At 36.3% G+C, this 16,331-nt stretch carries 12 protein-coding genes; 6 read left to right on the top strand and 6 right to left on the bottom strand.

What is annotated here, in order from left to right; translation table 11 throughout:
• Positions 1-7 precede the first annotated feature (7 nt).
• Positions 8-1,687 carry an ATP-binding cassette domain-containing protein gene (locus E4O04_RS00545; RefSeq protein WP_253708958.1) on the bottom strand — a complete coding sequence of 560 codons (1,680 nt, stop codon included), beginning with the start codon at positions 1,685-1,687 and terminating at the stop codon, positions 8-10.
• 129 nt (positions 1,688-1,816) lie between these two features.
• Positions 1,817-3,151 (bottom strand): H2O-forming NADH oxidase, encoded by a 1,335-nt coding sequence (nox, locus tag E4O04_RS00540; RefSeq protein WP_253708955.1) that lies wholly within the window; start codon positions 3,149-3,151, stop codon positions 1,817-1,819.
• Between the two features lie 161 nt (positions 3,152-3,312).
• Here nox and E4O04_RS00535 point away from each other — a divergent pair, with 161 nt between their 5' ends.
• Entirely contained in the window at positions 3,313-4,617 is a 1,305-nt protein-coding gene (locus tag E4O04_RS00535) for an ATP-binding protein (protein ID WP_305879947.1), read from the top strand.
• A 109-nt stretch (positions 4,618-4,726) separates the two neighbouring features.
• On the opposite strand, the gene E4O04_RS00530 is transcribed toward E4O04_RS00535, so the two are convergent.
• Positions 4,727-4,870, bottom strand: a complete 144-nt coding sequence (locus E4O04_RS00530) for a hypothetical protein (RefSeq protein WP_253686447.1) — start codon at positions 4,868-4,870, stop codon at positions 4,727-4,729.
• Positions 4,871-5,050: 180 nt separating this feature from the next.
• Entirely contained in the window at positions 5,051-6,022 is a 972-nt protein-coding gene (murB, locus tag E4O04_RS00525; protein WP_253686449.1) for a UDP-N-acetylmuramate dehydrogenase, read from the bottom strand.
• 61 nt (positions 6,023-6,083) lie between these two features.
• Between murB and E4O04_RS00520 the strand changes: the two genes are divergently transcribed.
• From E4O04_RS00520 to E4O04_RS00505, 4 genes are read left to right on the top strand one after another with little or no spacing between them, the layout of a single operon-like run.
• Complete coding sequence (locus E4O04_RS00520; RefSeq protein ID WP_253686451.1) at positions 6,084-7,562, top strand: cysteine--tRNA ligase; 1,479 nt, start codon at positions 6,084-6,086, stop codon at positions 7,560-7,562.
• Between the two features lie 44 nt (positions 7,563-7,606).
• Complete coding sequence (locus E4O04_RS00515; protein WP_253686453.1) at positions 7,607-8,149, top strand: RNA polymerase sigma factor; 543 nt, start codon at positions 7,607-7,609, stop codon at positions 8,147-8,149.
• The gene (locus E4O04_RS00510; protein WP_253686455.1) at positions 8,133-8,813 is read left to right on the top strand and encodes an anti-sigma factor family protein; all 681 of its coding nucleotides are present in this window, start codon (positions 8,133-8,135) and stop codon (positions 8,811-8,813) included. Before E4O04_RS00515 ends, E4O04_RS00510 begins: the two co-directional genes overlap by 17 nt.
• Positions 8,803-10,482, top strand: coding sequence for a transglutaminase domain-containing protein (locus E4O04_RS00505; protein WP_371921931.1), 1,680 nt, complete (start codon positions 8,803-8,805; stop codon positions 10,480-10,482). The genes E4O04_RS00510 and E4O04_RS00505 overlap by 11 nt, the downstream gene beginning before the upstream one ends.
• Positions 10,483-10,515: 33 nt before the next feature.
• On the opposite strand, the gene E4O04_RS00500 is transcribed toward E4O04_RS00505, so the two are convergent.
• On the bottom strand, positions 10,516-11,958 hold the full coding sequence (locus E4O04_RS00500; RefSeq protein WP_253686459.1) for a TrkH family potassium uptake protein: 1,443 nt from the start codon (positions 11,956-11,958) through the stop codon (positions 10,516-10,518).
• 7 nt (positions 11,959-11,965) lie between these two features.
• Positions 11,966-13,366, bottom strand: a complete 1,401-nt coding sequence (gene trkA, locus E4O04_RS00495) for a Trk system potassium transporter TrkA (RefSeq protein WP_253708953.1) — start codon at positions 13,364-13,366, stop codon at positions 11,966-11,968.
• A 126-nt stretch (positions 13,367-13,492) separates the two neighbouring features.
• On the opposite strand from trkA, the gene E4O04_RS00490 reads away from it, so the two are divergent.
• A complete protein-coding gene (locus E4O04_RS00490; RefSeq protein ID WP_253708950.1) occupies positions 13,493-16,324 on the top strand; it encodes a PD-(D/E)XK nuclease family protein in 2,832 nt (943 codons plus the stop codon).
• Positions 16,325-16,331 lie beyond the last annotated feature (7 nt).

Here is a 16,331-nt window from a genome sequence, read left to right as displayed (position 1 = left end):
TACCCTCCTATTTTGCATCTTCTGTATTGCCTATTTGATGAGAATAAAATTCTTTTACCTCATCAGTATTCAAGGCTTGTTGCATTGGCATATCAAGCCCAATTGTGTTTCCCTTTAAATAAATAAGCCTATTAAAATATTTTGTCGTTGTATAGTTATGACTTATTGCAATAATTGCTTTTACCTTTTGCTGTGCAAATGTTAGAATAATTTTTTCAATTTCCGCAGTCATTCCGGACGTTGCTTCATCTAAAAATAGAACTTGAGGCTGTGCAAACACACAGCGTAAAATAGAAATCACTTCGCGTTCACCATCAGAAACTTCATCAGAGCTAATTACACTATTTAAATCTGCAAGCCGCGGCATATACTTTAAAATCCCCATTTTTTCTAATTGGTCTTTAATTTCAGTTTCAGAAAGAGAATTATTGAATTGAAGGTTTTCCAAAATAGAACCTGTTATAACATAACCTTTTACATCACAATATCCAATTTGTTTTCTCATTGCCTGTAAGTCAACAGCCGCCATATCTACACCGCCGATTGTCAGCGAGCCTGTACACGGGTAATCAACACCCATAAGTGCATTTAATAAAACAGACTTGCCGGTACCGCTTCCTCCAATGATTAACACTTTTTCGCCGCCATGTATATTTAAGTTGAATTTATTAATCAATGTCTTTTTTCTAAGCGTAACCGAAAAATCGGTAAGTTTATACTTAAATATTTCAAATTTTGTATTTCCGGTTTTTTCATCAGGCGTTTCAAAAAGCTCTTGAAGAGGTTCTTGAGTAATTTTTACATTTCTATAAATCTGCTTTAGCAAAAAAAGATTATACAGATTTGGTATCATAAGTGTCAAAAAATAAAAGCCAATAAAAAAACTTGAATCTGTTGCATTATTAAAATAGATATAAACTAATATAGCAAGCAGCGGAATAATGCGTTGAGAATTTACGAATACAAGTTGTTGTAATCTTTGAGTTTTTGAAACCGCATATAAGCCATTCATTGTTAAATCATCAAAATCGGTTTTAAATTTATTTTGAAAAAATGGATAAATATTATTTGTAGATATATCCAACGCTCCTGTTAAAACATCCTTTAACTCTCTAAAAGTTTTTGGAAAAAGTTGATTTACATTTCTTTTTATATTTTGTATTTTTTTTAAATATACAAGATGAACAATGATTGAAGGTATTGAAAAAACTAAGAATAGCAATGTGAGCCAAAAATTTTTATAAAAAAGGAAAGCAAGAATAATTGCAGTCAATAAGCTTTGCGATACATTTTCAAAAAAAGCAATCGTATTCGATATGGAACTGGCAGAAAACTGATAAATTGATGATACAATATCCCCTGCGTTGTGCTCATAAAAAAATGAAAACGGCAAACTAAAATATTTTTGTATAATTTTATTTTGCATTTTTAGTGCAGATTTTTTAAAAAATCGCGAGTTCAGCATTAGCTTAAAAACTATTTGAAATATAAAAAAAGTTAAGATCACGCCTGCTGTTTTTAAAACTTCCAAAAATTTCAGATTCCCTAAACTTGCCTCAGCCGCAATTTTTGAAATCATATTCGAAGAAGCAATCGTAAAATAAAAATTTACACAACCAAATAAAATTAAAAGAAGTAAAAAATACTTATTTAACTTAAAAATATCAGACGGATAATTTTTTTTCATAGACTTACCTTAAAATTAATTCATCAATACAATTTGAATTTAATATTTTTCTTTTTGCGTGCGTTAGTGCGTCGTCCTAACTCTTGTACGGCTCGCTTAAAATTGCAAGCCGTACACAATTGTTAAAGCTTATTTTGCTCCCAAGGCCGCCATCGTTATATAATTATACGGTTTGTTGAAGTGGGGTAAAAAGAAGATGTCTAAGAGTTTAAGCTTATCGATTGTAAGTTTCTCTTGAATAGCAAGGGAGAACATGTGGATGCCCATAGACATATCATAGGTTGAAGCCATTTGAGCTCCGATTATAACCCTTGTTTTTTTGTCGTACACGATTCTCAATTTTACGGGCGGATTATCGTGTTCCATAAATTCGGGGCGCTGCAAGTCTTCAAAGTCGGTAAAGTCAACGTCAAGGCCGAGTTTTTTTGCGCGCTCTACAGTAAGGCCGCTCGATACCATCTTTAAGTCATAGATATTGATACCGTTAGAACCTTGAACGCCGATGCCTTCTAAGGGAACGCCTGCTGCATTATGGGCGGCCACAATTCCGCTTCTTACTGCATTTGTTGCAAGGGCGATGTAGGATTTTTCTCCTAAAGAATTATCGAAAACGGTTGCGCAGTCGCCTATGGCGTAAACATCCTTCATGCTTGTTTCTTGTTTTAGGTTGACCGAGTAGGCTCCGTTTTTAAAGGTTTCAAGCCTATCCTTTCCGAGGTCGGTGTTGGGTCTGAAACCGATGCAGACTACCACCATGTCGGCAGGATATTCTCCCTTGTCTGTAACAACGGCTTCTACCTTTGAGGTTCCCTTAATCTCTTGAACGAGTTGATTGTATGCAAGTTTTATTCCGTGATCGCTTAGATTTTTATCCATTAAATCGGTAAAGGGTTTATCGTAATAGTTGGAAAGACTTGAGGGCATCGCATCGATGAGGACTACATTTTTTTGATGGCGTTGGAAGGCTTCGGCAAGCTCGACACCGATGTAGCCTGCTCCCACTACGGCAATGTTTTTGATTTCGGGATTTTTTAGTTTGTCGATAACTTCTTGAGCATTTTGAAAAATCTTTACTTGCTGCACATTTTCCAGATCCATGCCCTTAATCTTGGGCATTATGGGAATTGAACCTGTTGCAAGGATCAATTTATCGTAGGATTCTTCTATAGGCTGAGAGCCCTTTACCGTTCCGTATACGATTTTTCTATCGAAGTCGATTCGGGTAATATCGGCTTCCATTGTAACCCTAGCTCCTTTTGCTTCCAGTTTTTCCTTATTGGAATAAAAGAGACCCTCAGAGCCCCTGATTTGATTTCCTATCCAAAGGGCCATTCCACAGCCTAAAAAGCTGATATTGGTATTTTTGTCAAAAACAACTACTTCATTTTCTTTTGAAAGATCCGTCAAAAAATTAATGGCCGATGTTCCGGCATGATTTGCACCCACCACTACAATTTTGATCATATTTAGCTCCTTTACTGCTTTAAAATGCAGTTCTTATATTTTACACATAAATTCTTATTTAGTATAGGGTGCAGACTGTATTGTAAAAAAACGCAATCCATGTTATTATATATACGAAAAAAAAGGTGGAAATACACCTAAATTTTTCGACTGAGGTGCATGTGATGATTAAAAGAGATTATTATCTAGAACAGCTGATCCGTAAAAAAGACAATGGCCGCGTTAAAATAATTACGGGTATTAGGCGCTGTGGAAAATCTTATTTGCTATTTAAGTTATACCGAGAATATTTGTTATCGCAAGGCATAAAAGAAAATCAGACTATCTCAATCGCCTTAGATGAGATTGAAAATATAGAATATAGAAACCCATTTAAGTTGAATGAATATATAAAAGATAAGGCTAAGAATAAAAACAAAAAATACTATATATTTATTGACGAAATTCAATTATCAGAAACTGTAAAAAACCCTTACATTGAAAATTCTGAAAACAATATTACCTTTGTTGATGTACTTCTTGGTTTAATGAAAATTGAAAATTTAGATATTTATGTGACGGGCAGTAATTCAAAAATGCTATCTGGTGATATTCTGACACAATTTAGGGATCGAGGTGATGAAATCCATGTAAATCCCTTATCTTTTTCTGAAATATACGATTTGTATGAAGATAAAGTACAGGCTTTTCAAGATTATGCTATTTATGGAGGTATGCCCTATATTTTTTCTTTGGAGAGCGATGAAGAAAAAAGTAAATATTTAAAGGATTTGTTTTATGAAACATACTTAAAAGATATTCTTGAAAGACATAAGATTCAAAATGAAAAAGAAATTTTTGAAACCTTGTTGGACTTTGTATCATCTGCCATCGGATCTTTAACTAACCCGAATAAATTAGCAAAAAGATTCTTATCCGAAAAAAGGATAAAGATTTCTTCTTTAACAATTTCTAAATATCTTGCATATTTTGAGGAGGCTTATGTATTGTATTGTGCAAAGCGTTATGATGTTAAGGGAGCACGATATTTTAGCACACCGGTCAAGTATTATTTTGCCGATGTAGGCCTTAGAAATGCCAGATTAAATTTTAGGCAAGTGGAAGAAACTCACATTATGGAAAACATTATATATAATGATTTGAGGAGAAGAGGTTATAATGTTGATGTAGGAGTGGTAGAGCATGAAGTGAATAAGGATGGATCTAGAAAAAAAATACAGCTGGAAGTTGATTTTGTCGTAAATAAGGGACATATAAGATACTATATTCAATCGGCATTATCTGTGGCAGATGAGGAAAAAAAAGAGCAGGAAACAGCATCTTTAAAAAAAATAGGAGATTCATTTAAGAAGATAATTGTTGTAAAAGATAAGATTGTTCCAAGGCATGATAATACAGGGATTTTATATATAGGTCTGGAACAATTTTTATTACAAGAAACTTCTTCAGATTTAGATATATTATAGAAATTATTATGACAGGCAAAAGACAAAAAAAGACCCGCTTTCGCGGGTCTTTAGTTTTATGGATAAATCTTTACCTAAAGATTTTATAGCCTAAACAATGTTTACAAAATTAGATTGTAAAGTAATTGCTTCCTACGTGAGCCTTCCAAACAAGGGCCTGTTCGTGGACTTTGTCTTGGGGTGTTAGTATTTCAGATCTTTGAGGGATTCCGTTTTTTTTGTTCGACTTAATAAGCTTTAATAATGTTTTCATATTTTTCTCCTTAAATATGTTGGCAGTCTTTTATCTGCTCTTGATATATCTAATATACCTTAAAGAAAAAAAGAAGTCAAGCGAATTTAAAAGAATTTTATGTATTTTTATGTAAAATTAAAGAAAAATTTACGATTATTTACGATTATTTACGGTTTATTGCGGTAAAGTCTAAAAACTCTAAATCCAGTCTCCTGCAAAAATAACTTCAGGTTCAAGTAAAAAGCCTGTTTTATCTTTAACCGATTTTTGTATTTTTTCGATTAAAGCTTTTACGTCTGAAGCGGAGGCTCCGTCCTTGTTAATCACAAAATTTCCATGCCATGGAGCTACCTGAGCTCCTCCTTCACAAAGGCCTTTTAAGCCTGCATCCTCTATCAGCTTGCCGCTGGGCTGTCCGAAAGCTCTGTTATTTTTAAATGTGCTTCCTGCAGATGGAGCCTTAAAATGTCCCTTTGAAATTCTGTCTTGAATTTTTGCCTCGGTTTTTGCGGCAATTTCTTCTTTTATTCCATGATTCAAGGTAAGCGCTGCGGAAAGCACTATCTTCCTATTTTTTTTAATTTCTGTGCTTATAGGATATTGCTGAAACGGTGAAAGTTTATAGTCCCAATCCGAAGCCTTGTATTCATATTCTGCAAATTCGGCCTTTTCATCACCGGTTAAGATATATTTTACAGACTTTAATCTATCCGAAATTGAAACGTCATAACAGCGGGCATTCATAAATACGGCTCCGCCTACAGATCCGGGAAGCCCTCCGAAGCACTCCAGACCTGAAAGAGAGTGTTCAACAGCCCATTTTGTAAGGTCATCAATCAAAACTCCGGCTCCAGCTTTTATAAAGACCTCTCCTTCGGATTCACTTATAATTTCTATTTTGTTTAAATTTTTTAGACTTATTAAAACGCCCTTAAAACCCTTATCCGAGACAAGAATATTCGCTCCGCCTCCTATCAAAGAGGCCGGAATCTTATTTTTTCTAAAAAAAATAAGAGCTTCTTTTAAATTTTCCTCGGTTAGGGGGTAAAAAATAGCTTCTGCAGGTCCTCCAATCTTGTATGATGTCAGCTCTGCTGTAGGTTTATCGAATTCTATAGTTCCCTCTTGAAATAAAGGGGTATTATGAAGTATACTAAATAGATTATCCATATAAATGTTAGTATACTTTATTATGTATTTGAATAGCAAGGGATATGGAAGGAGACAAGGCATGAGTTTAAAATTATATAATACCCTGGGTAATAAAAAAGAAGAATTCGTTCCCATTCATGAGGGAAAGGCCGGTGTTTACGGCTGCGGTCCTACAGTTTATGACTACGCACATATAGGAAACTTACGTACCTATGTTTTTCAAGACATCCTTGTTAAGACTTTAAGATTTTTAGGTTATGATGTTACCCATGTTATGAATATAACCGATGTCGGGCATCTGACAGATGATGAAGATTCGGGTGAAGATAAGATGGTAAAGTCCGCAGAAGAGCGCGGTAAATCGGTTCTTGAAATTGCAGAATTCTATACCAAGGCCTTTTTTAACGATACCGAAAGGCTTAATATCGAAAGGCCGGGTATTGTCTGCAAGGCTACCGAGCATATAAACGAAATGATAGAGCTTATAAAAAGAATAGAAGCAAACGGGCACACCTACATGGCCGGAGGGAACCTCTACTACGATATTTCTACCTTTCCGAAGTACGGTGAACTGGCAAATATAAACCTTGAAGATCTTAAGGCCGGAGCCCGTATCGAAATAGATAAAAATAAACGCAACCCCCATGACTTTGTTCTTTGGTTTACAAAGAGCAAGTTTGAAAATCAAGCCCTTGTTTGGGATTCACCCTGGGGAAGAGGCTATCCCGGCTGGCATATCGAATGCTCTGCCATGAGTATGAAGTACTTAGGCGAACAAATCGATATCCACAAGGGCGGTATAGATCATATAAGGGTACATCATACCAACGAAATAGCTCAATCCGAAGGAGCTACGGGTAAAAAATGGGTAAATTACTGGCTGCATAACGAATTCCTTGTTATGAATAAGGGTAAGATGTCTAAGTCTGCCGGTTCCTTTATCATTTTGGAAGATGTTATCAATAAGGGTTTTTCACCACTTGACTACCGTTTCTTGCTTTTGGGAGGGCACTACCGAAGCCAGCTTACCTTTTCTTGGGAAGCTATGGAAACGGCAAAAAACGGCAGAAAAAACTTGAATATGAGGGTTTCTAAACTGATGGAAGGTTTATCCGAAGCAGAAGTTAAGGATTTTATCGCTTTGACGGAATCCGTTGATCTTAAAACTGCAAAGGAGAAGATTAAAAATCAGGTAGTATGCGGCTATTTTGATGATTTTACGGCCGCCATGGAAGATGACTTATCCACACCGAAAGCTCTATCGGAACTACAGCTTTTGATAAAGGAAAAGAATATTCCGCAAAGGGATGTTTTAACAGCTCTCGCCGTTATGGATTCAATTTTGGGTATCAAACTGATTGAAGAAGCATTTAACATCCTTGACCATAAACATTCTCTTGAGATAAATGAGTCCGAAATTATTAAACTTATTGAAGAGAGAGCTTCGGCAAAACTTGACAAAAATTATAAACTAGCTGATGAAATTCGGGATAAACTAAAGGGCATGGGTATTATCCTTGAAGATCAGGCAGGTAAAACAACGTGGAAAAAATTATAAGTTACATGTTTTTTTTATAAAACTGTAACGTCTTGGAGTTCGGAATGTTTAAGGAGAAAGGTTGTTTGAGGGCAACATCAGATGAAGATTTTAGGTCAATGTACGAGGCCCTCATGCCTGTTATTTATAAAGTAGCTTACAATATAGTCAGAGAAGGGGACATAGCAGAGGATATATGCCATGATTCTTTGATAAAAATGACCGAAAAAAAGATGGAGTTTCCATCTATGGATGATGCGAAATACTGGCTCATTAGGGTTACAAGGAACGCATCTCTTAATCATGTAAAAAGGTGCGGTCGGGAGCGAAAGGCTTATGCTAAAGCGTTAAAGGAAGATACTCGCAAAGTCGATACTGGAGAAGAGATAGTCTTGAAGCAAGAATCTATAAATTCGGTTCAAGCAGCTCTCGAAAAATTGCCTAAAAACCTGAGGGCTGTTTTGCAGCTAAAAGAGTACGGCAGTTTGAACTATAAGGAGATAGGGAGTATTCTTGGAATAAGTGAAGGTAACGTGAAGGTCCGGGTGTTTAGAGCCCGAGAGCAATTAGCGAAACATATAGGAGAAAGCGATGTCTACATGCCCTGATAAAGATTTATATTCAGCTTATGTTGATGGAGAACTACAGTCCCCTTGGAAAGAAAAAATAGAAGCTCACCTGGCTTCTTGTGAAAAATGCAGTATAGTTGTTGACTCATATAAAAAAATAAGTCTAAAACTATCTGAAAATTCGTTTTGTGAACTGGATCTTGAAGGTTCTTTCCTTAAGCTTTATGCCAAAAGGCAGGATTGCTTAAAAAGAATGGAGCTCAACAAGAACAAGCCGACAAGCTGGTTTTATAAATCCAATAGGATTCCTGTTCCGGCCTTAGCTGCGGCTGCTTTGTTTCTTTTTGTGCTGACACCGATTATTATGCTCAGTACCCAAAAAACCTTAGCTCCATCAGACTCTGTTGCTGAAGGAGAGTTTAAGTCTATTGACCCCATCGTTAGTGATTTTAAACTAGGTAATGATTTAAAACCGGTAAATAAATTCAAGTTAAATGTTTCAAATGTTTTGGGGGTAAACGAAAATTCTTTAGTTTTTGAAGGAAAAAAGAGGGGAATAAATCTACGTCAATATGTAAATTTATATCTGCCTTCTTCAAATAAGGAAGAATTTGATATATTAAAACAAGAAATAAAGCCTCAGGTTTTATTTTTAAGCACTCAAAAAATCACAAATCTTACCTCTGTAAACAATGGGCAATAGATTTACTTATTTATTTAGAAAATTTTTTATTTTTAGGTTTTTTGTATTCCTTCTTATTTTCTGCGGTCTTGCAGCCTTTATTTTATATTTAACGTCCTTGACTGCTAAATATCCTTTGATAAAAGAAATCAAGCCTCCCATTGCGCAAGCAGGAGATGAAATTGTAATAGATGGCGAGTACTTTGGAAACGAAGGAGACTCCTCATGGATTGAAATAGGAGATGCCATTATTCAAGCGGAAAATTGCACTGTTTGGACCGATAAAAAAATTATTTTTAAATATCCTGAATATCAAAGCGGCGGAATAGTATATGTTGTTGTACAAAATAAAAAATCTTTGCCTTCATTTATGGCTTCAGTTTCATCAATTCCTTTAATAAAAGATAAGACCTATTCGGGCGGAATTCCTTCAATCCTTGCTTTAGATAAGGATTTTGCTGAGGTAGGCAGCATTATAAAAATTTCAGGTGAAAATTTTGGAGAAACAAGGGGTAGCTCTCAAGTTTTGTTTGTCTCCGATTTTAATTCTTCAATGATTGAACAAGTTGAAAAAAAAGAAGATATAGAAGCAGCCCGATGCTCGGACTATGATTATGATTTTGTGCTTTGGTCAAATGAAGAGCTTCATGTAAGGGTTCCGGATGGGGCGGATTCGGGAATGCTTTTGGTTGTAACCTCTTCCGGAGCCAGCAACTCTGTTCCCTTTAGAGTAAAAAATAAGATAGGGACAAAAACTTATTCCAATAAAAAGAATTTTGCAATTGCAGCCGAGGTTGATATTTCGAATGTAGAGGCTGCCGAAAAAAATTCTCTTTTTATAAAGGTTCCTCTGCCGGTTCAATCCTATTCGCAGAGGGATGTTAAAGTCCTGTCTATTTTACCTGCACCCTTTGTTGCCGATTATCAGGGAGCTGCCATTCATCAATATGAAAATATAAATTCCTCTACAAAAATTCACATAAGGCAAGAGTATGGCGTAAATACCTATGAGGTAAATACAAGGATTAATCCAGTTAATGTAAGAGTTAATTCCCGCCAAAACAAGGCTATCTATGATAACTATGCTATTGCCACTGAGCTTATACCTTCTAATGATCCCGTCATTCAAAGAACGGCAGCAGAAATTGTCCAAAATGAAAGAAACCCTTATAATAGGGCAAGACGTATATATAATTATTTATTAAGAAATGTCGAAATAATTCCGGCTTCAATATTGAATTCCGGGGCTTCGCCTGTAAATGCTTTGATAGAAAAAAAGGCCGATACCTACGATATAGCTATTTTGTTTGCAGCCCTTGCAAGAGCTGTAGGTGTACCTGCCCAACCGATTGCCGGTATTATAACTGATGTTTCTCAAAAGGCTTATCTTCACTGGTGGGCGGAGTTTTATCTGGAGGGCTTCGGGTGGATACCTGTAGATCTAGGTTTAGCAAAATCAGTTCCCTTCGATATGGGTGTGCCCCAAAGCGAGAGTTGGTATTTCGGTAACTTAGATGCTTTTAGGGTTGCATTTTCACGAGGTGAAAATATTCAGCCGCCGATGGCATCTAACAGTACAATGGTATCAAAAGAGCGAAGTTACGCCTTTTATAACGGCTGGGAAGAATTTTACGGTCTTACAAAATATAATTCAGTTTGGCGGACTCCGAACATAATCGCTATTTACTAAGCAGCCGATATCCGGAAATAAGTTGTTAGAGTCTTATCTTTTCCAAAAGGCCGGCATAAAATAGATTATCATTGTGTACAACTCCAAGCGGCCTGCCAACATTACAAAAGAAAAGAAGATCTTCACAGGCGATGAAAAAAATGCAAAGTTACCCGCAGGGCCTACCCTGCCGAATCCCGGGCCAATGTTGCCTATAAGGGCTAGAGAAGCCGTAAATCCGCTTAATAGGTCAGCTCCGTCTGCGGCTGCAACCAGGGCTGTAATAAGGGTTAAAAGAAAGTAACAAAACATAAAGCCTGCAACGCTGTATACTATGTCCTTTCTCCCCGGCCTGTTATTAAGCTGAATACCGAAAACGCCGTGGGGACTTAAAAGCCTTTTTGCTTCCATTCCTGCTTGTTTTTGCAGGATGAGCCAGCGGATAACCTTTATACTTCCTGCCGTTGAACCTGAGCAGCCTCCGACAAACATCAAAAAAAACAGAACCATTTTTGCGAATTCGGGCCATGCGTTATAGTCGGCCGTTGAAAAGCCGGTTGTAGTTATTACTGAGGCAACTTGAAAAAAGCTTTGCCTGAATCCCCCTCCGAGGCCGTAAATAGGATAGACAGAAACGGCAATTAAAACGGTTGATATAAATACTATTTTAAGATAGGCTTTTAGTTCCGAGTTATGGAAAAACTCTTCCGGATGGCCTGTAAACAGGTGAAAATAAAGGCTGAAGTTTACACCGGCTAAGATCATAAAGACGGCGCAAATGATTTCGACGGCCGGGGAGTTGAAGGCACCGACGCTTGCATTTCTTGTTGAAAAACCTCCAGTACCCAAAGATGCGAAGGTGTGGCAGAGGGCTTCAAGAAATGGAAGACCTGCGAGCATCAAAAGGATTATCTGCACTATGGTCATTCCAAGATAGATAAACCAAAGAGCCTTTGCCGTGTGGGTTATTTTTGCCGTTACCTTTCCCTTGTCGGGGCCGGTTGTTTCACTTTTGATCAGGTGAAAACCGCCGACACCTAATAGCGGAAAGAGGGCAACGGTTAGGGCTACTATTCCCATGCCTCCAAGCCAGTGCATCTGGGTGCGCCATACGTGCATTGTCATTGGGCAGGCTTCGACGTTAGTAAGAATTGTTGCTCCCGTTGTTGTAAAACCCGATACCGATTCAAAGAGGGCATCTGCGAAGTTGGGTATTACGCCTGAAATAAAAAGAGGCAGTGCTCCCAGAATGCCGGCAGATATCCATGCTGTTGCAACCAATATTATACCGCCCGAAATCGAAAGTCTTACTTTTTTGTTTCTCAAAAAAAAGAAAAAAACTGCTGCAATTGCAAAGATAAAGGCTGTAGGGATTAAAAAAGACGGAATCAAATAAGCTTCATTTTCATAAATGGCTGTTCCAATCGGAATTATAAAGCTTATGGAAATTATTGCTAGAATCATAAAAATAATTCGGATATATTGGAGTGCTTTCATTTGAAATTTAATTGCCTCCGAACATTTTTATAATTTCATCGCTTCGCGAAGATTTTACTATAAAGACAATCTTATCTCCGGCTTCGACTTCTGTATCGCCGGTAGGAATCTGTTCGCCGTCTTTATCTGTAACAAGAAGAACAAGATATACTCCATGTTGAGATATATCTTTTAGTTTTTGTCCGAGAACAGGGCTTTTTTCGGATACTTGCAATTCTATTATTTCAAGTTTCCCGTCACCCATTGTATGAACGCTTGTTACATTTTCGCTTACAAGATGACTCATAATAGAGTCTACAACTACATCCTTAAAAGACACTGCAACATCGACACCTATCTTATATGCAACATTTTCAAGTACGGCGCTTTGAACGAGGGATATGGTTTTATAAACGCCAAGAGTTTTTAGGTAGGCACAGGCAATCATATTAAATTCATAGTTCGGTGTTGTGCATATTACTAAGTCGAATGAGTCAAGCCCTATTTCGTCTACAAAGGATTCGTCTGTAACATCAGCCTTATAGATCGAGGCTTCGGGGAATTCGGCTGCTACTTCCTTCGCTTTTTTATCATTAGTTTCTATAATGGAGATTTTCCATTTTTGATTTAAGTTTGCCGGTAAAAGTTTTGAAAGAAAGGACTTGCCTTTTGAGTTTTTAAGCAGGTATTCTGCAACGCTTTTTCCTATGCGTCCCATTCCGACTAAGGCAATTTTTTTAAATTCTTGAGTTCCAAAGCCTGACAGCTCATAGAATTTTTTTATATGCTCCGGCTTTGTTAAAATCGAAACTCTAGTTCCTGCCGTTAAAATAGTATCTCCTGATGGGATCTTATTTTTTCCGTTTTGCTCCACGCTTACAACAATGAAAGGTATGTCTACATATTTTCTGATATCGAACACGGCAAGGCCGTCCAGAGTGCTTTTTTCGCAAACATTAAAGCGTGTAAGCTCGTAACTTGAATTTTCAAAAGATAGGATATCGCTGACAGCTCCGTGTTCAATCGCTTGTATAACTGCAAGGGCTGCTTCTTCGTCGGGGTAAACGAGAGCATTGATACCTAGGGTTCTTTCTTCTGAAAAGTTTAGAGCCTTTACATAATCTTCATTGCGTACTCTGGCTATTTTTATAACTTCAGGGGCGAGACTTTCAGCAATGCCGCAGATTATCATATTGAGTTCATCCGAATCGGTTACGGCTATCATGGCATCGGCTTTTTTTATTCCTGCATCCAATAGGATCTGTGTATCGTTTCCTGCAGCTTGTACAACCATACAGTCAAGTCTGTTTGCTGCATGGCGTGCCGTTTCTTCATCTCTTTCTATTAAAACAACATCATGTTTTTTTCTTATAAGCCTGCGGGCTAATTCGGTTCCGGTAACACCGCCGCCTACTATAATTACTTTCATTTTGTAATAGTACAATAAATTTTACTTTTTGAAAAGAGCATAAAAATTCTTAATTAAAATATTCTTAATTTAGAGAAAAATAAGCCCTTAATAAATTTGATGTTTTATGATATAATCGTATGCGATATGAACTTAATAGAACAAACAATAAAGACCTATGGCAGGGATTTAAAAAATGTTTTTGTATTTCCTTCGAGGATTGCTTCAAGGCTGTGGTTTCAAAAATCTCTTGGTATTACCGGATTGGGAACCGTTCCTTCGGAAAATTATATGTCATGGGACGGCTTTAAGGAATCTTGCCTTGTTTCGAAAGCCTCGTCTTTAAGTCCTGTATCAAATACGGTGCGGAGAATTTTTTCCCAATACATAAGCCGCGTTAATTCCGAAAAAGCAAAAGACGGGACACCTTTGTTTAAGTCTCTTATTCCTGAAAGCTATGCCGAAACCGGTACCGTATTTTCAGAATGGATTGCAGGGGTTTTGCCTCAGCTTGATCACTTTGAAAAACGCTATGCCGATAAGGGGGCGGATTTTTTGGAAGATGACGAAATGAAGGACTATATTCTTTTAAAAAATGAGTATGCCGATTTTTTAAAAAAGAATTCTTTGTTTGAGCCTTCTTGGGTTTCTTCCGAATTTTATTCATATCAAAAAAAATATATTATTATTTACCCCGAATTGATGGAAGATTTTGCCGAACATGCAGAACTTTTAGATTTACAGAAAGATATTATCTATGTTCCATGTCCTAAATTCAATCAAAAAGAAAATTCGATTGATGTTTATAAAAATTCCAGGAGCGAGTTAAAAAATACTGTCTTACAAATTGAAAAACTTCTCGGTGAGGGGGTGAGTGCGGATGAGATTGCCGTAAGTGTACCCGATATTGAAAACTATGCAGCTTATATAAAAAGAGAATTTTATCTTAGAGGTGTGCCGGCAGAATTCCGTTCAGGGTTTAAATTAGGACTTGAACAGGCGGGTAAACTTTTTTCTCTTATTTATGATTGCGTACAAAATAATTTTGCCTTTGAATTTATGAAGCCCATAGTTTTAAATAAACATATTCCGTGGCAGGATGCGGCAGGTGCTGAAGCCTTAATAGATTACGGCGTAAAAAATAATTGTGCCGTATCATGGAAAGAAAATAAAGAAGATAGGATTTATAAAAATATTTGGATTGAATCTTTTAAAATAAACTATGAAAAAGACGAAGCCGAGCTTGAACAAAAGAAAAAAGCAAGGGATTGGTTTTATAGTTTTTATTATGCCGTAAATAGAATTTGTCAATCTAAAACATTTAACGATTTACAAAAAAATTACTTTTTGTTTAGAAAAGATTTGATAGATGAAACTCGTTTTTCCGAAAAAGATAATGCAATCTTAGGCCGCTGTATTTCTTGTCTTCAAGAACTTTTATATTTGGAAGATAAGTTTGAAGCCTACATGCCGTCCGATAGGTTTAAGTTTTTTATTTCGGAATTGGATAAGGCTATCTATGTTCCGCAAAATACAGGTCTTGCCGTAAGTATATTCCCTTACAGGGTTGCAGCGGCAACGCCTTTTGCTCATCATTTTATTTTAAATTGCAGTCAAGAGCATACAAACATTATTTACAATAAACTTTCGTTTTTGCGAAAGGATAAAAGGGAAGCCTTAGGTGTTTATGAAACCGATGCATCCGCTCATTTTTTTGAAGCTTATACCGCATCGCCCAATACCGTTTTTAGTTTTAGTCCTCACAATTTTAATTCGTATTTAATTATAAATAATCTTTTTGAAATTTCTGAAGAGGAAGAAATTAAAAATACCGAAAGGATAAATAAAAAAATAAAAGAATTAAAACCCTACGATTCTTTTTTACTCGATTATACCTTCGATACAAAAAATGAATTGAAAAAGAATTCAGCGGTATATAAAATTCAAAAAAATGCGGCCCTTGCTTTTTCGGCATTAAAAACAAAAAAATATTTTTCTTATTTAAAAACTCCGTATGATAAAATTAGTGAAGAATTAAATTCCTTTATCGAAGAAAATTTATTTAAGGACGGAGCTCTTAAATTAAGTCAAACCGATTTAAAAATTTTTACCGAGTGTCCTGTTTTATGGTTTTTAGAAAAAGTGCTTTCCGTTTTTTCGGAAAATTACGATGCAGGTATTTTTGATGCGAGAAATATCGGCAACCTTTCTCACAATGTTTTAGAAGCCCTTTATAAAGAAATAGGTTCAACGGATAAGATTTTTAATTCTGCAAATTTGGATAAGTATGTTGAAAGAGCCTCTTTAATATTTGATGATATTGCAGAAAAATCCATGGACTTTAGAGGTGCTTTGGCGAAGCCCTTTATTCAATCCTTAAAAAGAAGGGTTTTGGAAGCCGTTAACTTTGTTTTAAAAAGCGATGCTTCTCTTTTGGACGGCTATGCTCCCAAATGGGTAGAAGAATGGATTGAAATAGAAAATGAGGGTATTTTGTATCGGGGAAAAATTGACAGGGCTTCTTTTCCCCAAGATGAAAGGAGCGGTATAATTATAGATTATAAAACAAATAATATGCCGGCATACTCTTCATATGGTAAAAAAAATTCAAATACGGAAGATATAGAATTAACCGATTTTCAAATACCCATGTATATCTTTTTAGCAGAATCCAAATTAAGACGGGATACAAAAAAAGAAAATTTTGAAACTATAGAACATGCATGGTTTTTAAGTTTTGTGCAGCAAAAAATAAATAAGGTTGTAAACGATAATGAGGTTGTTCCAGTTACGCGTGCCGGCTCTGAAAGAACACGGGAAGATTTTCAATCTTCAATCGATGCATTTATCAGAGAGGCTGAAAAGTTTGCAGAAATGGTGAAAACCCGAGATTTTACAAAGCCATCTTCCGTTTCATTTGAAACATGCAGTTCATGCGGTTTCAAACATATTTGCAGAACAGCTTATTCAGTTAAGTAAGGACTTT

It is taken from the genome of Treponema sp. OMZ 799 (assembly GCF_024181365.1).
Taxonomy (GTDB): Bacteria; Spirochaetota; Spirochaetia; order Treponematales; family Treponemataceae; genus Treponema_B.
This window is presented reverse-complemented; position numbering and strand designations above follow the sequence as displayed.